This window comes from Amycolatopsis nigrescens CSC17Ta-90, assembly GCF_000384315.1.
Classification (GTDB): domain Bacteria; phylum Actinomycetota; class Actinomycetes; order Mycobacteriales; family Pseudonocardiaceae; genus Amycolatopsis; species Amycolatopsis nigrescens.
Genome location: NZ_ARVW01000001.1, coordinates 7,850,590 through 7,869,801 on the forward strand (window position 1 = coordinate 7,850,590; position 19,212 = coordinate 7,869,801).

Consider the following 19,212-nt stretch of genomic DNA (forward strand, 5'->3'; position numbering starts at 1 on the left):
CCTAGCATTCCGATATCCGACAGGACGTTCGTAAATACGAACTCGCACCGTTGCGAAGGGCACGCCGTCCCGGGGTCCCGCGCGGTTCCGCCTCGTTCGACCCGGAGATGAAGCCATGGCCAGCGTTGCGCCCACCGAAACCGGTACCCGCAGGAGCGCGCGCGGCGTGGGGCCGGCCGTGGTGATCGGATCGGCCCTCGAGTGGTTCGACTTCTACCTCTACGCCTCGATGGCCGCACTGGTCTTCGGCAAGGTCTTCTTCCCGGCGGCCAGTACCACCGCCGCGACCATGGCCGCGGTCGCCACCTTCGCCGTCGGGTTCCTCGCGCGCCCGGTCGGCGGCATCCTGTTCGGTGCGTTCGGCGACCGGATCGGCCGGAAACGCGTGCTGTCGCTGACTTTCCTGCTGATGGGCGCGTCCTCGGCGGGAATCGGGCTGCTGCCGACCTACGCGTCGGTGGGCATCGCGGCCCCGCTGCTGCTCGTCGTGCTGCGCCTGCTGCAAGGGCTCGGCGCCGGCGCGGAGTTCGGCAGTGCGATCGCGGTCGCCTACGAGCACGCCGATCCCGCCCGCCGCGGACGCCAAGGTGCCTGGCCCGCGCTCGGCGTCAACATCGGCCTGCTGGTCTCCTCGCTCACCGTGGCCGCGTTGACCAGTATGGACAAGGAGTTCCTGCACGGGTTCGGCTGGCGGATCCCGTTCCTGCTCAGCTTCGCGCTGGTCGGCGTCGGCCTGTGGGTGCGCCGTGGCATGCCGGAGACGCCGGAGTTCGAGGCTGTCGCGCGCAAGGCGCGCAAGCGAGCGCCGCTGGTGCAACTGGTGCGCGGCAACTGGCGGGCGCTGGCCGTGGTCATGGTGATCACCATCGGCTACAACGGCGTCAGCTACATCTTCAAGACCTTTTCCTTGGCCTACCTGACGAACTACCGGAACGTGCCGGCGAACATCGGCGCGCTGGGCATCAGCATCGCGAGCTTCTTCGCGATCGTGACGGTGCCGCTGGCCGGCCGGCTCGCCGACCGGATCGGGGCGCGCACCGTCGTGCTCGCGGGCGGTGTGGCCACCGTGGCGCTCGCGTTCCCGTTCTTCTGGCTGCTCGACACCGGAGCTTCCTGGCTGATCTGGATCGGCCTTGTCTGCGCGACCGGAATCGTGGTGCCGGCCATGTTGTCCGCCCAGGGCGCGTTCCTGGCCCGGCAGTTCCCGGCCGAGGTCCGTTCGTCCGGCCTCGGCACCGGGCGTGAGGTCGGTGGCGCCTTGTCCGGCGGCCTCGCGCCACTGTCCGCGCTGGCACTCGTGCAGGCCGCACCCGGCCACGGCACCTGGGGTGTTTCGCTGCTCTTCGTCGGGGGTGGACTGCTGATCGCGGTAGGCGCTTGTTTCGACCAGCGGCGGTCCGCGACCGGGATGAACTAGCTTTCGGCCAGCCACGCCAGCAAGCGGCCCTGGGACCAGCAGCGGCCGATGGCCTCGGCGCGCAGGGCCGACTGGCCGAACACCGCCAGCCCGATGATGCTGTGGCCGGAGGCGCGGCGATCGCCCAGCGTCGGTATCGACGGCGCGACTCCGACTCCCTCGGCGGACACCCAGGCCACCGCCCTGCCGGTCGCCGCTTCGTCGAGGCGGTGCAGGAAGCGCAGGCGGCTTTCGAGCGAGAACCGCGACAGCGCCCACGTCGTGGTGACGACGGGCAGAGCATCCGCTGGTACCTGGGCGAAGGCGTCGGGCAGCAGTTCGACGGCGTCACCTCGCAGCAGCAGGGGAGGGACGGTCGCCGCCAAGGCCAATTCCGCTTCGAGCCTCGCGAGTCGGTCCGGCTGATCCGGCCACACACAGGCGCGCAGCCATCGGGCTTGAGCCGCGTCGGTCACGTCGACCGGATCGAGGTCGACGCCGATCCTGGCGACGACTTCGGGCATCGCCAGCGTCGGGATGGGCCGGTCGCCCCTGAACGAAGACGACAGCTGCACGGGTGATGACGGGTCGCCCAGCGATTGTCCGTTGTCATAGGTGATGCCAACGCGATCGACGTTGAGGTTGAGCCCGGCCGAACAGCCCACGTCGATCAGCCCGATCGCGTCCGCACCTGCCCGGCGCGCCGCCTCGGCGATGGCCGGATACAGCACGGCGCAGCGTCCGGTCTCGCCTGCCCGATGCGGCCGGCGCACGGCGTTGGCCACGACCGCGTCGGTCATCCGCAGCAGCGCGTCGATCGCCGCGCCGGCGGCAGCGTCGCCGTCCGCGGCGGCGTAGGCCGCGGCGAGCGCCGGGGCGCGTCCGGCCAGGGCGAGGTCGTGCAGCGCGGCGAGGATCACCGTGGGGTGCCGCTTGCGCGCCGGCGCCGTCTCGATGGCGCGCAGCGCCTCGTCGGACTCGCTCAGTGCGAAGGCGATGCGTTCGTACAGCGGCGATGTTCCGGCGGCGTCGACCTCACCGAAATGCCGGTACAGCTGGGCGAGGGAGCGCATCCCGGCGATTCTAGCCATCGGATTGCCGAAAGTGCTGCGGCCGCGGCGCGGGGCTCGATAGCGTGCCGGCATGATCAACAGCGTGGTGCGGCGGCCGGCGCTGGCCGCCACCGTCGTGGTGCTCGGTCTCGTCGGTGCCGCCTGCGGCGGTGTGGACGCGACGGGCCCCGGCAAAGGGCAGGGCACGAGCGTCGCCGAGCCGGGCAAACCACCGATCACCGACCCCGCCGTGGCCGCCGCGGCACTGCGGACCGTCGACCCCTGCGCGATGCTCGACAAGGAGAACCTCGCCGAGGTCGGCACCCTGGTCGAGGACAGCCACTCCAGCTCCGAATGGGGCGTCTGCACCGTCGAGTCGCGGGACGCCGGCGGCAAGGAGTTCGACCTGACCCTGCGCATCGGCGACGCGATGGTCTCCACCGACAAGGCGACCGACGTCCTCGAAGGGCTACCGCTCGAAGTGGACAAGAACGACGCCGACTCGTGCTTCGTCACCGCGGTGACTTCGCACGAGTCGTTGCTGGGCATCACTTTCCAGGTCGACTACCCCGGTGGAGATCCGTGCGCCGCCGGGCGTACCGCGCTGACGCGGATCGTGCGAAGCCTGCACGGCGACCCGCCGCGGTACGAGCAGGTGCCCGGTTCGGTGCTCACCCTCGATCCGTGCGCCACCGCCGACGAGCGGACCGTCGCCGAGCTGCTCGGCAAGACCGTCCGCGGCGAGCCGCAGAGCCTGCACGAATGCGACCGCTGGGCGGACGACGGGACCTATCCGTTGGTGGGGGTGAACTTCCGGCAGGGCCTGCCGGAAGGACCCGAGGACGGCAAGCAGGTCGATCTCGGTGGCGGGGTGACCGCGATCCAGCAGGAGCGGGACATCGAGGACGTCGGCTGCACGGTCTCCTGGCGGCACGTCGAGACGCCCACCGAGGACGAGGCCGACGGTTTCGGGGAGATCGTGTCCGTCGAATACACCAGTGACGCGGCCGGTGGCATCGACCGGGCGGGGGCCTGCGAGCGGGCGGTCAAGCTGGCGAAGACCGTGGTGCCGAAACTGCCCGCCGCCTGATCCGGTCGCGCGGTCCAACCGCTGCTACGACGCCGCTGGTCAGGGATGGGTTTTCCCGAGACGGTCGGCTCCGTGTTCGAAGTAGTTGGCGATCGAGAGCAGCTGACGGCGTTGCCTGTACCGCCCCCACCCGCTGGTGGGTCGCTGGGCATAGATATGCGACGCCTTTCTCGTCCAGGCCACCACGGACTCCGTCATGACATCGGCGTAATCGTCCAGGCTGTCCAGGCGACGCCACCGCCACTTCGTCCTCATACCGACCTGCAGCGCATCCTCGTATTCGGCGTCCTCGCGAGCCTGCGCGTCGTCGACTTCGTCAGACAGTTGCTTCGCCGCTTCGAAGATCCGGTCAGCTGCGAGGTCAATCCTGCTGATCAACTTGTCGAGTTGCCGAATATGTTCCGCCTCGTCCATGAAGTCGAATCATCCGCACCATCGACAGGACCGGTCCCCAAGAACCCACCTGCACGCGTCATCACGTCCAACTATGGATGGGCAAACCGCACCTGCCCAGCCTAGTGCTGGAGTGCTGTGGGGCGAGTAAACCTACGTCCACCTGCGTAGATGCCACCATGACGCCATCGTGCGCCATGGTGGCTTGTGATGGCGCCATAGATGTGCCATAGTGGTGCCATGGACCTGACAGCGTACGTGGACAACCTCGGCCGGGAGCTCGCGGCGGCGTTCGAGGCCGGTGGCGACGAGTCCCGCGAGCTGTTCGAGCGGCTGACCGGATCGCTGGAGTCGGCGATCCGGCTCACCCTGCTGGACGCGCTGTCCGGTGCCATGGACGAGATCACCCGGGACCTGGCGCCCGGCTCGGTCGAGCTGCGCCTGCGCGGCCGGGACCCGCGATTTGTCGTGACGCCACCGCCGCCGGAGCAGCCGGCATCGCGCCCGGCCGCATCCACCGCGGAGGCGGCATCGCGGGTGGATGGACACCTCGGCACCGAGGACGGCGCGATGGCGCGCATCAACTTCCGCGTTCCCGAACAGCTCAAGACGGCGATCGAGAAGGCGGCGGCCGAGCAGCGCCGGTCGGTGAACGCCTGGCTGGTCCGGGTCGCCTCGGCCGCGCTGGAAACACAGGACCGCGCTGCCCGTCCCGCACCGCAGGGCAGGCGCGGCCCGGAGAGCCGCATCGGCTGGGTGCACTAGCCCGCTCGCACGACCCACGACACGTCCCCCACCAGCGGGGATGCCCAACCAACCCAGAAGAAGAGGACAGTCATGCCCATTTTCGATACGCCGGAACCCATCTCGGCCACCATCGACCTCGGCGTCGGTGACGTGCGGATCAGCGCGAGCGACCGGACCGACACGGTGGTCGAGGTGCGCCCGAGCGACCAGACCGATGAGTCGGACGTCAAGGCCGCGAAGCAGGTCCGCGTCGAGTACGTGAACGGGGAGCTGCTGGTCACCGGGCCGCGGCCGCGGTTCTTCGACCCCTCGCGCAAGACCAGGTCGGTCGACGTGACGATCGAGCTGCCCTCGGGTTCCAGGGTGCACGGCGACGCCGCGATCGGTCAGTTTCACGGCACCGGGCTGCTCGGCGAGTGCCGGTTCGAGATGTCCGCCGGACACGTCCGGCTGGACGGGACGGGACCGTTGCGGGTGGACACCGGGGCGGGCTACGTCGTGGTGGACCGAGTCGCCGGCAACGCGGAGGTCAGCACCGGCTCCGGGCGGGTGACCATCGGCGAGGTCGACGGCACCGGCGTGGTCAAGAACTCCAACGGCCGCACCGAGATCGGCGCCGCCACCGGCGAGGTCCGGGTCCGCGCCGCCAACGGTGACATCTCCGTCGACAGGGCGAGCGCCGGGGTCGACGCGAAGTGCGCCAACGGCAGCATCTTCGTCGGCGAGGTGATCCGCGGCGCACTCGTGCTCAACACCTCGACCGGTGACCTCGAAGTCGGTGTCGCGGACGGCATCGACGCGTGGCTCGACCTGGACACCGGCTACGGCCGCGTGCGCAACGCGCTCTCCGGCACCTCCCCGCAGCCCGGCGGCGACGGCGAGACCGTCGAGGTCCGCGCGCACACCTCCTTCGGCGACATCACCGTCCGCCGCGCCTGAATCCGATCGAACCTGCCGAAAGGGAACCAAGAACATGACCACGAGGCCTTCTCGGTCCGCCATCACGGCGACCGGACTCCGCAAGTCCTACGGCGACAAGACCGTGCTCGACGGCATCGACCTGAACGTGCCGCGGGGCACCGTCTTCGCGCTGCTCGGTGCGAACGGCGCGGGCAAGACCACCACGGTCAAGATCCTGTCCACGCTGATCAACGCCGACCACGGTGCCGCGACGGTTGCCGGGCACGACCTGGCGGGTGACCCCGACGCGGTGCGTGCCTCGATCGGGGTCACCGGCCAGTTCTCGGCGGTGGACAACCTGCTCACCGGCGAGGAGAACCTGATCCTGATGGCGAAGCTGCACCACCTCGGCCGGGCCGAGGGGAGGCGGCTGGCCACCGAGCTGCTCGCCCGGTTCGACCTGACCGAGGCCGGGAAGAAGACCGTTTCCACCTACTCCGGCGGCATGCGGCGGCGGCTCGATCTCGCGATGACACTGGTCGGCAGCCCGCAGGTGATCTTCCTCGACGAACCGACCACCGGGCTGGACCCGCGCAGCCGCCGCGGCCTGTGGCAGATCGTCCGCGATCTGGTGGCCGGCGGCGTCACCATCTTCCTCACCACGCAGTACCTGGAGGAGGCCGACGAGCTCGCCGACCGGATCGCCGTGCTCGACCACGGGCGGCTGGTCGCCGAGGGCACCGCGGACGAGCTCAAGCGCCGCATCCCCGGTGGTCACGTCCAGCTCCGGTTCGCCGACGCCCGCGGTCTCGACGCGGCCGTGCGGGCAATCGCGGGCGGGACGCCCGACGTCGAGTCGCTGACCCTCCGGGTGCCCAGCGACGGCAGCCTCCGCTCGTTGAAGGCCCTGATCAACCGGCTCGACGCGGACACGATCGACGTCGACCAGCTGACCGTGCACACCCCCGACCTCGACGACGTCTTCCTCGCCCTGACCGGCACCAACCCCGCGAACGAGAAGGTGGCAGCCCGATGAGCACCATGACCCACGCGCCCCACCGCACGGCGAGCACCCGCTCCCACGCGCTGAGCGACTCGGCCACCATGCTGAGCCGCAACCTCAAGCACATGCTCCGCTACCCGTCGATGACGGTGATGCTGGTCGGGATGCCGATCGTCTTCCTGCTGCTGTTCGTCTACGTGTTCGGCGGCACGCTGGGTGCCGGGCTCGGCGGTGCGTCCGGTGGGCGCGCGGAGTACGTCAACTACGTGGTGCCCGCGATCATCCTGATGACCGTCACCAGTGCGGTGCAGGGCACCGCCGTGTCGGTCGCGATGGACATGACCGAAGGCATCATCGCCCGCTTCCGCACCATGTCCATAGCCAGAGTCTCGGTGCTGACCGGGCACGTGCTGGGCAGCCTGATCCAGGTGGTGCTCAGCGTCGCCGTCGTCCTCGGTGTCGCCTTCCTGGTCGGCTTCCGCCCCTCGGCGGGCTTCGGTGACTGGCTCGCCGCCGGCGGTGTCATCCTGGCGATGGGGTTCGCGCTGATCTGGCTGTCGGTCGCGCTGGGGCAGGCGAGCGGCAGCGTGGAGACCGCGAGCAACGTGGGCATGCCGCTGGTGCTGCTGCCCTTCCTCGGCAGCGGGTTCGTGCCGACCGACTCGATGCCGGCCGCGATCCGCTGGTTCGCCGAGTACCAGCCGTTCACGCCGATCATCGAAACCCTGCGCGGCCTGCTGATGGGCACGCCGATCGGCAACAACCTGGCGATCGCGCTCGGCTGGTGCTTCGTCATCGCGCTGGGTGGCTACCTCTGGGCGAAGAAGCTGTTCAACCGCGAGTACTCCCGCTGATTGTTCTTCCGTACCAAAGGAAGCAGCACGCCTGCCGTTCTCGACCCGGTCGAGAACGGCAGGCGTGCTTTATCGCGTTCAGGCGGTTTCGAGCTGGTACAGCTCGGGCAGGGAGACCTTGATCGGCTCCTGGGTGGTCCGTGCGATCACCACGACCACCGGCTCGTCCGGGTCGGGATTCTCCTCGCGATGCGGGACTAACGGGGGAACGAGCAGGAAGTCGCCAGGGCCGGCGGAGATCCGCACCTCCTGGGTGCCGTCGTGGTAGACGAACACGGGATGGCCGCTGACCACGTAGATCCCCGCCTCCGAGTCGCCGTGGTGGTGATCGTCGGTCGCGCTCGAAGGCGGGTTCCGAACCAGGCCCATCCAGAGCTTCTTCGAGCCGGTCGTGGCGCCGCTGATCGCGGTGTGACCGTCCAGCTCGCCGGCCCGGACGTGGTGGACGCGGTTGCCCCGCGGCGGTTCGGCGTTGGTGTTCACTGCGGAACCGGTGTGCTGGTGGGTGGTCATCCCGTGCCTCCTGGTGGTTTCGGTGGTCTTCGTCCGGGAACCCAGGTTGCGGCCACCGGGCCGTGCGCCGCAAAGATTTTTGCTGCTTTGGCAAAGCGTTGGCGATATCCCGTTGAGAATTGTCCTTAATGCCGATGGTAGGCCGAGTGGGTGCGGGTTAATGTTCGAACACAATTCCCACTCGCTCGAAAGGCATTCATATGCACGCCCAGCTCGTTCTGTTCGACGGCTTTGATCCGCTCGATGTGGTGGCGCCCTACGAGGTGTTGTATGCGGGCGGTATCGCATCCGGTGGAGCGCTGACGGTCGAACTGGTCTCGGCCGAAGGGCCTCGTGAGGTGGTCGGCGGCACTGGTGGGCTGACCCTGCGCGCCACCGCCGCCCTCGATCCGGCCCGGCCCGGTCTCGTCCTGGTCCCCGGCGCTTCCGGTCGGGTCGGGGAGCCCGCCGACGGGCCGGACGAGCACATTCCGGCGCTGCTCGGCCGCGCCTTGACCACCGAGCTGCCTGCGCTGCTGAAGGAGGCAATGGGGAATCGGAGTACGACTGTGACCGCCGTCTGCGGCGGTTCACTGGTGCTGGCCATGGCCGGCCTGCTGGAGGGCCGGCACGTCACCACGCACCACCTCGGCCTCGACCTGCTCGACGCCACCGGCGCCCATGCGGTGCCCGCCCGCGTCGTGGACGACGGAGACGTGGTCACCGCGGCGGGTGTCACCTCCGGTCTCGACCTGGGGCTGTACCTGCTGGAACGGGAAATCGGTCCGCGGGTCGCACATGCCGTTGAAGAATTGTTCGCTCACGAACGCCGTGGCGTCGTCTGGCGCGATTCCGGTCCAGCGCCGATCGCATTCTGATTACGAAAACCGGCTCTTCACAATCGAGGGTGTAGTTGGGGTCGGAAGCCGCCTGTCTCGAGCAGTGATCTGGCGATGTAGTTCGTCAGGTCGCGGAAGCCGAGGGCGGAGCCGCGGAGGTGTTCGAGGCGGCCGTTGATCGCTTCGGTGGGGCCGTTGGATGTGCCGGGCCGGTCGAAGTAGGCGAGCACGTCGGCGGCGCGCTTGGTCAGGGTGCGGCCGAGCGTGATGATCTCGCTGAACGGGCTGGGGACGCCTCGGCTGATCGACTCGATCAACTGCCTCATCAGCTCGCGGCCCCGGGTTCGGTCGGGCTCACGGTAGGCGGCGATCATCCGCTGGTAGATGCCCCAGGTGGCTTCGACCTCGACGTGGGCGTCGGCCGCGAACAGCTCCGTCAGCCGGTGCTGCTGGGTCTCGGTGAGCAGGTCGGCGCCGGTGTGCAGGGTGCGTCGCGCGGCATACAGTGGATCGCCGGTGCGGCCTCGGTGCCCGTGGGTGGCTTGCTGGACCCGGCGCCGGCACTGATCCAGGGCGTCGCCTGCCAGACGGACGACGTGGAAGGGGTCCAGCACCGGCACAGCCTCGGGTAGCTCTTCGGTGGTGGCGGTCTTAAACCCGGTGAACCCGTCCATCGCGACGACCTCGATATTGTCGCGCCAGGACTTGTCCCGTTCGGCGAGCCAGGCCTTGAACGCCTGTTTAGAGCGGCCGGCGACCATGTCCAGAAGCCGCGCCGGCCCGGTGCCGTCGCGGATCGGCGTCAGGTCGATGATCACGGTCACGTACTTGTCGCCACGCCGGGTGTGCCGCCAGACGTGCTCGTCCACGCCGATGACCTGCACGTCGTCGAAGCGGTGCGGATCGTCGATCAGGACCCGGCGGCCCTCGGCCAGGACCGCGTCGTTGGCGGTGTTCCACGAGACCCCCAGAGCGTCGGCGACGCGGGCGACACTCAGGTGTTGGCACACCAGGGCTTCCAGCGCCCACCACAGGCCACGTCGCGACAGCGTCGCCCGCGGCTCGGCGGCCCGCGACGTGTCCTGGCGCCACACGTGACCGCACCCGGTGCACCGGTATCGGCGGAGGCTGACCTCCAACACCGTGGGCCGCCACCCGAACGGCTCGTGCGCCAACCGCCGGACCACCGTGTCCTGGCCGCGCCCTGGCATCCGCAGCGACGACACCATCTGTCGGGCTGGACAGCCCGGCACCGGAGAATCGCCCGATCGGGCTCCAACCGCTGCCCGAGCACTTCGAGCCCGAGATCATCAAGACGAGCGAACGTGGTCAGGTCAGGGCGGGCGAAGGTAGCGTCAGACACGTCGAGGTCTTCCAGATGGACGGCATAGTCACCTCCATCCTCGGGAGACCTCGACCCCGGCCCGGCCACCGACGCGCCGACCGGACTACACCCTCAACTGCGACTGCGAAGAGCCCAAATAGCCCCCGGTGCGAGGGTCGGCCCGCGTGCTACGTTCGGGCCATGACTAGACCGAGTGAGATCCTCGGCAGCGTGGTCGCCGCCAGCGAGCGCGAGCAGCTCGAGACGTTCCTGGATTACCTGCGCGACGCCGTCGTGCGCAAGGCCCGCGGGGTGTCGGAGGAGGACGCCCGGCGCAGCCCGGTGCCGACCGGCACCAACCTCGGCGGCCTGATCAAACACCTGCGGTGGGTGGAACTGGGCGGGTTCGCCGAGCAGATCGGGCAGATCCCCGCCGCGGAGCTGCCCACGCCGCCGTGGACCGACGCAGACCCGGAGGCCGACCTGCGGCTGGAGCCGAACGAGAAGCTCGAAGACGTCATCGGCGCCTACCAGGCGGAGTGCGACCGCTCCCGCGAGATCGCCGCCCAGCACAGCCTCGACTACGCACCGCGGGGCAGGGAGCTGACGTTGCGGTGGGTGTACCTGCACGTGATCCTGGAGACCGGCCGGCACGCGGGCCACGCGGACATCCTGCGCGAGATGATCGACGGCAGCGTCGGCGACTGACGGCTCGCGGCGCATCGTCGGTCCGTGTTCCGGTCGTCGGAGGCGGCGTTACACCGGTATCGGCGGAGGCTGACCTCCAACACCGTGGGCCGCCACCCGAACGGCTCGTGCGCCAACCGCCGGACCACCGTGTCCTGGCCGCGCCCTGGCATCCGCAGCGACGACACCATCTGACGGGCTCGACAACCCGGCACCGGAGAATCGCCCGATCGGGCTCCAACCGCTGCCCGAGCACTTCGAGCCCGAGATCATAGTCACCTCCATCCTCGGGAGACCTCGACCCCTACCCGGCCACCGACACGCCGACCGGACTACACCCTCCACTGCGAAGAGCCCGAAAACCTCGCAGGGAAGGAATCGTCGGATGCATCCCGCAGGAACCTGGGACCTGTCCATCTCCGCTCCGGTCGGAAAGATCAACGCGGTTGTCGTCCTACGCGAGGAAGCCGGCACCTGGCACGGCACCGCCAACGGGGCGGGCGAGGAGATCGTGTTGCGCGACCTCGTCCTCGAAGGAAATCGGATCGGCTGGCAGCAGTCCATCACCAAGCCGCTGCGCCTGAACCTCGCCTTCGACGTCCTCGTCGAGGGCGACACGATGACCGGCAGCTCCAAGGCTGGCCGTCTGCCCGCCTCCAAGGTCACCGGCCGGCGCCGCGGGACAAGGCACTAGCCACTCCGGCGGGCGAGTCCCGCGTTGGCGCTCGGCGAGTCGACCACTCGGGTGCGCGAACTTCCACCCGCAGGCAATGCACCACAAATGGCGGGACCACCACAAGGGGGAGTGGCTACCCAGGCTGGGCGTGGGCTGGCGGGGTGAGGGTGTGGATGCCGGGTATGGCTGCCCACGGGACCTGATCTTTCCGGTGCGGGGTGAAATTTCGCTGGTGACCAACGACGCAACGCTGTACCGGAGCGAAATTTTGCCTCGCGTCGCCTGCAAGGCGACCGCGACCCCGACCTCGAGCGTTAGAAGGCCGGCGGCCCGTCAGCGATCCTGGCCACCGGTTCGCGCAGCGGCTCGGGCCGGGTGGAGTAGGTGCTGCCCAGCGAGTTGGCCGTTGGCGTCACCGAGTTGGCCGTTCGGGTCGGCGAGTTTGCCGTTGGCGGTACGGCCGGATCGCTAGAAGGGTGGTGGCCCGTTGGTGATCTTCGGTGGTGGCGGTGGGTCGAGCAATGGTTCGGGTCTGGTGGTGTAGGTGCGGCCGGTGGGGGTGGTGACCGTCAAATCGGCCGTTCTTGGGTCGAACTCGAAGGCCCAGCCGGGCTCGTCTTTCAACCGGTGGTGGTGGCGGCACAGGCAGCACAGGTTGTGCTCGCAGGTGTCCCCATTTTGCGACCACGCCGTGCAATGGTCCGCGTCGCAGCGTTGCGCGGGCCGGTTACAGCCTGGTGCGCGGCAGGTGCGGTCACGCACCCGGACGAGTTCGGCGAGATCGGCCGGTGGGCGGTAGCGGGTGCGGCCGATATCCCGGACAGTGCCCGACACGGGATCGGTCAACACCTTCCGCCACACCGAACCGGGTTGGTTCATGAGCTGACGCCCCACCTCACCCGGGATGGGGCCGTGGCCGACCAGTTCGCAGCCGTCATCGCGGATGCCTAACGCGGTGTCGAGGGGGATGTGGATGAACACCTGAGCGGCCAAGCCTTCCCAGCCCTTGCCGAGCAGCAACTCCGCCAACACATCGGCACGCAATTGGTCCATCGTGCGGGTTTCATCGCCACCACGAAGCTTCCGCGCCAGCATGTCGATCCGGGCGTACACGGCGGTCGCGATTTCGACCGGGAGGTAGGCCCAGAGTGAGGCGATCGCGTCGGGCTCGTGGTGCAACTCGACCCGGCGCTGCTTACGGCGGGCCTCCGCGCGGGCGCGTTGGCCTTCGGGATCGAGACTGGCGACCACGCGAGTGACCGTTTTGCGCCAGTTGCTGGGATTCTTTTCACCGATACGACCAGCCAGAATCTCATCCGCTTGACGGGCCAATTCATCGGACAACACCGCCACGCCATCAAAGGCTTGACGTGCCTTCTCGATATCCAACTCGCCCTCGGTCATCGCGGCCAAGAGGCATGGCATTCGCGTCACGAGCGCCTTCGCCAGGCCCACCCGGGTCGCGGTCGTTTCACGGGACAGCCGCAGCTCCGGCGCCAACTCGTCAGCGACCCACCGCGCACCACCACGAGCCCGGCTGACCTGGGCGATCGCGCGGGCCTGCACGGCCTGCATGCGACAGATCGCTCGCCGAGTCGAGATCACCACCCCCACCGCTTGCGACACATCGAGCCGCTCAATCGACGCCGCATTCATCGAAGACAACCCCCGTACTTTCGAATGTACCTCCATAATACCGCCGAACTCCGACAGAAACCGCCCCCGCTAAAACACGAAAGAGGGAAAAGGTGCATGCCTTCAAATGTTGCCGCGCTCTTGCTCGTCGCCGCCGATGGTGCTGATGTGCCGCAGCGCCACGGCGGACAGGCAGGAGAGGAGCAGGATTCCGATCGCAGCGACCAAGGTGGCCACGTTCAGCCCGGACGTGGCCGCCTCTTTCGCTTGCCTGAGCAGGTCTTCGGACAGCTGGGGCGCCACCGAGGTCGCGCCCGCGAGGCTGTCACCGGCCGCCCCGGCGGGAAGGTCCTCGCCGATCCGGCCGCGGTAGACGGCGGTGGCCAGGCTGCCGAGTACCGCGACTCCCAGCGCGAGACCCAGCTCCTGCACGGTTTCCGACATCGCCGATGCCGATCCGGCCTTGTCCGGTGGGGCCGCGCCGACCACCAGGTCCGTGCCCAGCGCCGCGATCGCTCCCAAGCCGAGGTAGACCAGCCCGAAGCCGGTCACGATCAGGGCGATGCCGCCGGTGGTGTCCACCTGGGTGAGGAGCAGGTACCCCACTGTGGACAGTGCCAGGGTTCCGGCCACGACGAGGCCGGGGCGAACGCGGCGCGCGAGCAGCGGTGCCCCGATCGCGGCCACGAACATCATCAGGGCGGGCGGCCCCATCCACACCCCGGCCTCCATCGGTGACAGCCCCTCCACCAGCTGCAGCTGCTGGGTGACCAGCAGCATGACGCCACCGACACCGACCAGCCCGACGAGCAGGATGGCCAGCGCGGCGCTGAAGGTGCGGCTGGCGAACAACCTCATGTCCAGCAGGGGATTGGCCAGTCCGCGCTGGCGCCGGACGAACAGCACCGCGAAGACCGTGCCGATCACCAGTGCCGCCGCTGTGCCGAGGTCGAATCCCTCCTTCGCGAACCGCTTCACCGCGTAGATCACCGGCAGCATGGCGATCAGCGAGAGTGCGACGCTGAGCAGGTCGAACCGGCCACCGCGTGGAGCGCGGTATTCGGGTATCAGCACCGGCGCGGCCACCAGCAGCAGCACGACGATCGGGACCGCGATCAGAAAAGCCGAGCCCCACCAGAAACGCGCGAGCAGTGCGCCGCCCACCAGCGGCCCGGCGGCCATACCGAGCGCGAAACTCGTCGCCCAGACCCCGATCGCCAGCGCTCGCTGACGGGCGTCGGCGAACAGGTTGCTGATCAGGGCCAAGGTGGACGGCATCAGCGTGGCCCCGGCGATGCCGAGGCCCGCGCGCGCGGCGATCAGCAGTTCGGCGCTGCTGGCGTAGGCGGCCAGCACCGAGACCGCACCGAACGCGGCGGCGCCGATCATCAGCAGCTTGCGGCGGCCGATCCGGTCGCCGAGGGTGCCCATGGTGATCAGGAACCCGGCGATCAGGAAGCCGTAGGCGTCCATGATCCACAGCGCTTCGGTGCCGCTGGGCCGCAGATCTTCGGCCAGTGACGGCAGCGCCAGGTACAGCACGGTGACGTCCAGGCCGAGCAGCACGGTGGGCAGCGCCAGCACGGCCAGCCCGGCCCATTCCTTCGGGCCTGCTCGGCGTGCGGTCGATGTGCTCATGGGGCTCCTTCGCATCCGGTGAACAGGCGGAAGTCACCATGCCGAGTGGTTCGCACGGTTTCCTGATGATCAGCCGGCGATAAGCTGGGCCGGTGCGTTACGGGGTGCTCGGCCCACTGGTCGTCTGGGACAGCGGCGGGCGACAGGTCAAGGTCCCCGAAGCGAAGGTGCGCGCCCTGCTGGCGAACCTGCTGATCCACGGCGGCAGGCCGGTGCCGGCCGACCGGCTGATCGAGGACCTCTGGGCAGGTCGCCCGCCGGGCGGTTCGGCGAATGCGTTGCAGACCAAGGTTTCCCAGTTGCGACGCGTGCTGGGTCGGGAGCGGGTGGTCCGCGAACCGGCCGGTTACCGGCTGCTGCTGGACGACGACGCGATCGATGCGGCGCGGTTTCAGGAACTGGCCGAGCGTGCTCGTGCGAGCGAGGAGCCGACGGCGAAGGGAGGTCTGTTCGCCGAAGCGATGGCGCTGTGGCGAGGACCTGCTTACGCCGACGTCGCCGAGGCGATGTTCGCCCGCGGCGAAGTTGCCCGCTTGGAAGAACTACGGCTCACGGTTGTCGAGGAGCAGGCCGAGGTGCGCCTGGAACTGGGGGAGTACTCCGCGCTGGCCACGGAGTTGGGCGAGCTGGTCGCGCGGCAGCCGCTCCGGGAACGGCTGCGCATGGTCCAGATGCGCGCGCTGTACCGGGCCGGGCGGCAGGGCGAGGCGCTGCACTGCTTCCAGGATCTGCGGCGTCGGCTGTCGGTGGAGCTGGGGGTGAGCCCGGGGCCGGAGGTGACCGCGCTGCACGAAGCGATGCTGCGCCAGGAACCCGGCCTGGCGGCTCCCGCCGGCACGCGACGGCCGTCTTGCCGCACCAACCTGCCCACTCCGCTGGCCGCGCTGATCGGCAGGCAGGACGCGGTCGATCAGCTGCGAGCGACGGTGAGTTCCGCGCCGGACACCCGGCTGGTGACGCTGACCGGTCTCGGCGGAGTCGGCAAGACGCGGCTCGCGACGGCCGCGGCCGGCGAGATGGCCGGGCGGTTCCCGGACGGGGTGTGGCTGGTGGAGCTGGCCGGCCTTGGCCGCGCGTCGACCCAGCACGCCATCGCCGAGCGGGTGATCGAGGTGATGGGGCTTTGCGACACCGCGGCGACGGAGCCGGATCTGACCGACCTGGTGGGCTGGCTCTGCCAGGCCGTGGCCGAAAAGAGCCTGCTGCTCGTGCTGGACAACTGCGAGCACGTGGTGGCGGCGGTCGCCGCGCTGGCCGACACCTTCCTGGCGAGGGTGCCCGAGGCGCGGCTGCTGGTCACCAGCCAGGAGACGCTGGACATTCCCGGTGAGGTGGTGCGGCAGGTACCGCCGCTGGCGCTGCCGGACCAAACCGGCCCCGCCGGTGGCGATCCGGCGGTGGTCGCCCGTTCCAGCGCCGTCGAGCTGTTCGTGGCACGGGCGGCCGCCGCCGTCCCCGGCTTCACCCTGGACGAGGGCAACGCACGTGCCGTTTCCGCGATCTGCCGCCGGCTGGACGGAATCCCGCTGGCGCTCGAGCTGGTGGCCTCCCGGCTCCGGACGCTGACCCCGGCCCAGCTCGCCGAATGCCTCGACCACCGGTTCACCCTGCCCACCGGACGTGGCGGTGGGCGGCCGGAACGGCAGCAGACCTTACGGGGGATGCTCGACTGGAGCTGGGAACTGCTGACCGCGGGTGAACGCATCGTGCTCCGACGGCTGGCCGTGCACGTGGACGGCTGCACTCTGGAGTCCGCCGAGGCCGTCTGCGCGGGCGACGATCTGCCCGCCGGGCAGGTGGCCGACCTGCTGTCGCGGCTGGTGGACCGATCGCTGGTAGTCCGTCAGGCGGGGCGTTTCCGCTTGCTGGAGTCCGTCGCCGCGTACAGCGCCGAACGCCTTGCCGAAGCCGGTGAACTGGGCGCGGTCCGGGAGTCGTTCGTGCGGTGCTACACCGAACTGGCCGAGGAGTCGGATGAGCGACTGCGCGGCCCGGAGCAGGGCCGGTATCTGGAACGGTTGGACGCCGAGACGGTGAACCTGCGTCGAGCGCTTGAGATCGCGGTTGGCGAACACGATGAAGTCGGCGCCGAACACGTACTGCGGCTGGTGAACGCGATGGCCTGGTACTGGTTCCTGCGCGGCCGGCTGACCGAGGCCCGTCGGTCCTTCCACGCGTCACTAGAGCTCGACGACAGCGCCTTTCCGGCTTCTCGCGCGATGGCGCGGGCTTGGCTGGCCGGAATCGAGCTGCGCACCGCCGCCGACCGCTCCTACGACTACGACGAACTGACGGCCGGTATCGACGATCCGGGGGCGCAGGCACGGGCGCAGTGGTTCCTCGGCACCGGCTTGCTCGGCGTCGGCCGCGACGCGGAGGGGCAACGCCTGGTGGAGGAAAGCCTGGCCGTCGCCCGCGCCAACCTGGACCGCTGGGGCGAAGCCGCGGCATTGGTCGAGCGCGTCGGCTATCTCCGGTCGCGGGCCGACGCGGAACTGGGCGCCGCCCTGTTCCAGGAGCTCGGGGACCGCTGGGGTCGGCTTCGGGCGACCGGCTCGCTGGCGCTGGTGGCCGAGCTCGACGGAGATCACGCGCGTGCGGAGCGGCTGCGCCGCGAAGGGCTGCTGGTGGCCGAAGAACTCGGGCTGTGGACCGAGGTGGTCGAGACGTTGACCTGGCTCGGCCAGGCCGCTTTGGGCGAGAACCCCGCGCGGTCCGAGGAACTGTACGAGCGCGCGCGGCTCATCTCGGCCGAACGGTCCTACCCTTGTGGCGAGATCCGCGCCGAAACCGGGTTGGCGCTGGCCGCTCGCCAGCTAGGGGATCGCGAAACCGCGAGGCACCACCTGAATCGCGCCATGGCCAAGAGCCGCACTTCGGGAGATGAGGCCGGTATCGCGGATGCGCTGGCCGAACTGAACCTCGTCGATCCGGTGCGCGTGCCCGACCCGCACGGGGCCGGGCACGCGCACCGGATCAATGGCCGGAATCAGTGACCGAAGTCCAGGTCACCCGGCAGGTCGGTGGCGTCGGGCAGGGCGGCGTGGTCGCCGGCCAGCTCACCGAGCGGGCTGCCGCTCACCACGTCGCCGGCCGGGTCGGAGGTGGGCAGTTCGCCAAGGTCCGGCAGGTCGGCCACGTCCGGCAGCGGGTTGGCCACCGGCAGGTGCGGCAGCTCGGACGGCAGCGTCGGCAGCTCCGTGGGGAGGTCGTCGGTCGGTAGGGTGGGCAGGGACGGCGCCTCGGGCAGGGAGGGTGCCTCCGGCAGGTGCGGCAGCTCGGACGGCAGGGTCGACAGGGTCGGCAGGGTCGGCAGTTCCGGGGCGGGCAGGCTCGGTGCCCCCGGCACCTGTCCGGCCAGCTCGTTCGCGACGGTGCCGGCGGGCTCCGCGACCGGGGCCGCGCCCGCACCGGTCAGGTAGCCGCCCAGGGTGCCGGCGCCGGCAGCGGCACCGCCCGCGAGCAGGTCCCCGCCGTCGGAGACGTAGCCGGCCACCGTGCCGGCCGAGATGTCCTCCGGCGTGCCGTCGATCTCGAAGCCGTTGTCGCCGAGCGGAGACTGCGAGCCGCCACCGGCGGTGAAGCCTTCGAGGCCGCCCTCGGCGCTGCCCTCGAAAGAGGTCGCCGTGCCGGCGAACTCCAGTGACCCGTTGAACCCGTCGAGGGAACCTTCGCCGCCGGCGGCGAAGCTGCCGACCGGGGACTCACCGGCGACCTCTGCGGCGGCACCGCTGGTGTCAGCAACGAAAGCGCCCTCGCCGCTGGCGTAGTCGCTGGTGAAGGTGCTCGCACCGGCGGCGCCTTCGGTCGACCCGGCGCCGGCCGCGGCGAAGCTGCCGAACTCGGAGTCGGTGACGAAGCTGCTCGAAGCGCCGTCGGTACCGGCGGTCGCGCTGCTCTCGCCGGTGGCGTAGTCGCTGACGAACGCGCCGGCGGCGGTGACGCCCTCGGCCGAGCCGCTGGCGGCGCCGGCGAACGAGCCGACCGGGGAGTCACCGGAGAACGCGCCGTCGAACGAGCCAGGCAGCTCGACGGTGACCGAAGGCGCGCCCTCGTCACCCGCGGCCGCCGCGACGGCCTGGAGCTGGGAGATCGCGCTGCCGGTGGAGTCCGCGCCCGGTAGGCCGGCCAGTCCGGCTTCGAGCGACTCGACCCCGGCCGGGGCGTAGTCGATCACCAGCGGGATGACCTCCTGCACGTCCTGGGCGGTGACGTCGTGCAGACCCGCGTCGGCGAGGCAGGCGGCGGGGTCGGCGGAAAACGCGGACCTAGCGGACTCGTCGGTCAGCAGGTTGAGCACGAAGTCGTGCAGGGTCTGCTCTGTGTGCATCAACTGAAATCTCCTAGCGAAAAGGGGTGCGGGACGCTGCGACCACGCTAGGAACCCCGGCCCCTCGGGTACATCGGGGATCACTCCCAGTTGCGATGGGACCCGGAAGGGGGTGAAGATGACCCACCGATTAGGGGATTAGGGGCGGCCCGGGCT

The 19,212-nt window shown here is 69.8% G+C and carries 16 protein-coding genes and 2 pseudogenes; 10 read left to right on the plus strand and 8 right to left on the minus strand.

What is annotated here, in order from left to right; all coding sequences use genetic code 11:
- Positions 1-115: 115 nt before the first annotated feature.
- Positions 116-1,417 (plus strand): MFS transporter, encoded by a 1,302-nt coding sequence (locus AMYNI_RS0137135; protein ID WP_026361401.1) that lies wholly within the window; start codon positions 116-118, stop codon positions 1,415-1,417.
- On the opposite strand, the gene AMYNI_RS0137140 is transcribed toward AMYNI_RS0137135, so the two are convergent.
- Positions 1,414-2,541, minus strand: a complete 1,128-nt coding sequence (locus AMYNI_RS0137140) for a DUF2332 domain-containing protein (protein ID WP_211225537.1) — start codon at positions 2,539-2,541, stop codon at positions 1,414-1,416. The two genes, AMYNI_RS0137135 and AMYNI_RS0137140, sit on opposite strands and share 4 nt — an antisense overlap.
- On the opposite strand from AMYNI_RS0137140, the gene AMYNI_RS0137145 reads away from it, so the two are divergent.
- A complete protein-coding gene (locus tag AMYNI_RS0137145) occupies positions 2,540-3,538 on the plus strand; it encodes a DUF3558 family protein (RefSeq protein WP_063713789.1) in 999 nt (332 codons plus the stop codon). The two genes, AMYNI_RS0137140 and AMYNI_RS0137145, sit on opposite strands and share 2 nt — an antisense overlap.
- A gap of 39 nt (positions 3,539-3,577) precedes the next feature.
- On the opposite strand, the gene AMYNI_RS0137150 is transcribed toward AMYNI_RS0137145, so the two are convergent.
- Complete coding sequence (locus AMYNI_RS0137150; RefSeq protein WP_020673195.1) at positions 3,578-3,952, minus strand: hypothetical protein; 375 nt, start codon at positions 3,950-3,952, stop codon at positions 3,578-3,580.
- 219 nt (positions 3,953-4,171) lie between these two features.
- On the opposite strand from AMYNI_RS0137150, the gene AMYNI_RS0137155 reads away from it, so the two are divergent.
- The 4 genes from AMYNI_RS0137155 to AMYNI_RS0137170 all read left to right on the plus strand — a co-directional run bounded on the left by AMYNI_RS0137155 (position 4,172) and on the right by AMYNI_RS0137170 (position 7,435).
- Positions 4,172-4,696 (plus strand): hypothetical protein, encoded by a 525-nt coding sequence (locus tag AMYNI_RS0137155; protein ID WP_020673196.1) that lies wholly within the window; start codon positions 4,172-4,174, stop codon positions 4,694-4,696.
- Positions 4,697-4,768: 72 nt separating this feature from the next.
- Positions 4,769-5,617, plus strand: coding sequence for a DUF4097 family beta strand repeat-containing protein (locus tag AMYNI_RS0137160; protein WP_020673197.1), 849 nt, complete (start codon positions 4,769-4,771; stop codon positions 5,615-5,617).
- A 34-nt stretch (positions 5,618-5,651) separates the two neighbouring features.
- On the plus strand, positions 5,652-6,614 hold the full coding sequence (locus AMYNI_RS0137165; protein ID WP_020673198.1) for a daunorubicin resistance protein DrrA family ABC transporter ATP-binding protein: 963 nt from the start codon (positions 5,652-5,654) through the stop codon (positions 6,612-6,614).
- Positions 6,611-7,435: an ABC transporter permease gene (locus AMYNI_RS0137170; RefSeq protein WP_020673199.1), complete on the plus strand. Its 825-nt coding sequence runs from the start codon at positions 6,611-6,613 to the stop codon at positions 7,433-7,435. The genes AMYNI_RS0137165 and AMYNI_RS0137170 overlap by 4 nt, the downstream gene beginning before the upstream one ends.
- A gap of 78 nt (positions 7,436-7,513) precedes the next feature.
- Here the strand turns inward: AMYNI_RS0137170 and AMYNI_RS0137175 are convergent, their stop codons facing one another.
- Positions 7,514-7,948: a cupin domain-containing protein gene (locus AMYNI_RS0137175; protein ID WP_020673200.1), complete on the minus strand. Its 435-nt coding sequence runs from the start codon at positions 7,946-7,948 to the stop codon at positions 7,514-7,516.
- 200 nt (positions 7,949-8,148) lie between these two features.
- Between AMYNI_RS0137175 and AMYNI_RS0137180 the strand changes: the two genes are divergently transcribed.
- Positions 8,149-8,805: a DJ-1/PfpI family protein gene (locus AMYNI_RS0137180; RefSeq protein ID WP_020673201.1), complete on the plus strand. Its 657-nt coding sequence runs from the start codon at positions 8,149-8,151 to the stop codon at positions 8,803-8,805.
- A 17-nt stretch (positions 8,806-8,822) separates the two neighbouring features.
- Here AMYNI_RS0137180 and AMYNI_RS46315 read toward each other — a convergent pair.
- Positions 8,823-10,129, minus strand: a pseudogene (locus AMYNI_RS46315) (ISL3 family transposase).
- A gap of 162 nt (positions 10,130-10,291) precedes the next feature.
- Between AMYNI_RS46315 and AMYNI_RS0137190 the strand changes: the two are divergent.
- Entirely contained in the window at positions 10,292-10,798 is a 507-nt protein-coding gene (locus AMYNI_RS0137190; RefSeq protein WP_051116403.1) for a DinB family protein, read from the plus strand.
- Between the two features lie 49 nt (positions 10,799-10,847).
- Here the strand turns inward: AMYNI_RS0137190 and AMYNI_RS48630 are convergent.
- A pseudogene (locus tag AMYNI_RS48630) lies at positions 10,848-11,048 on the minus strand (ISL3 family transposase); the annotation flags it as partial.
- A 114-nt stretch (positions 11,049-11,162) separates the two neighbouring features.
- Here AMYNI_RS48630 and AMYNI_RS0137195 point away from each other — a divergent pair.
- On the plus strand, positions 11,163-11,471 hold the full coding sequence (locus tag AMYNI_RS0137195; protein WP_020673203.1) for a hypothetical protein: 309 nt from the start codon (positions 11,163-11,165) through the stop codon (positions 11,469-11,471).
- Between the two features lie 450 nt (positions 11,472-11,921).
- Here the strand turns inward: AMYNI_RS0137195 and AMYNI_RS0137205 are convergent, their stop codons facing one another.
- Positions 11,922-13,109, minus strand: coding sequence for an HNH endonuclease signature motif containing protein (locus tag AMYNI_RS0137205; RefSeq protein ID WP_020673205.1), 1,188 nt, complete (start codon positions 13,107-13,109; stop codon positions 11,922-11,924).
- Positions 13,110-13,211: 102 nt separating this feature from the next.
- Complete coding sequence (locus AMYNI_RS0137210; protein WP_020673206.1) at positions 13,212-14,726, minus strand: MFS transporter; 1,515 nt, start codon at positions 14,724-14,726, stop codon at positions 13,212-13,214.
- 92 nt (positions 14,727-14,818) lie between these two features.
- Between AMYNI_RS0137210 and AMYNI_RS0137215 the strand changes: the two genes are divergently transcribed.
- Positions 14,819-17,722 (plus strand): AfsR/SARP family transcriptional regulator, encoded by a 2,904-nt coding sequence (locus tag AMYNI_RS0137215; RefSeq protein ID WP_020673207.1) that lies wholly within the window; start codon positions 14,819-14,821, stop codon positions 17,720-17,722.
- Here AMYNI_RS0137215 and AMYNI_RS50625 read toward each other — a convergent pair.
- Complete coding sequence (locus AMYNI_RS50625; RefSeq protein WP_026361406.1) at positions 17,716-19,056, minus strand: IniB N-terminal domain-containing protein; 1,341 nt, start codon at positions 19,054-19,056, stop codon at positions 17,716-17,718. The two genes, AMYNI_RS0137215 and AMYNI_RS50625, sit on opposite strands and share 7 nt — an antisense overlap.
- Between the last annotated feature and the right edge of the window lie 156 nt (positions 19,057-19,212).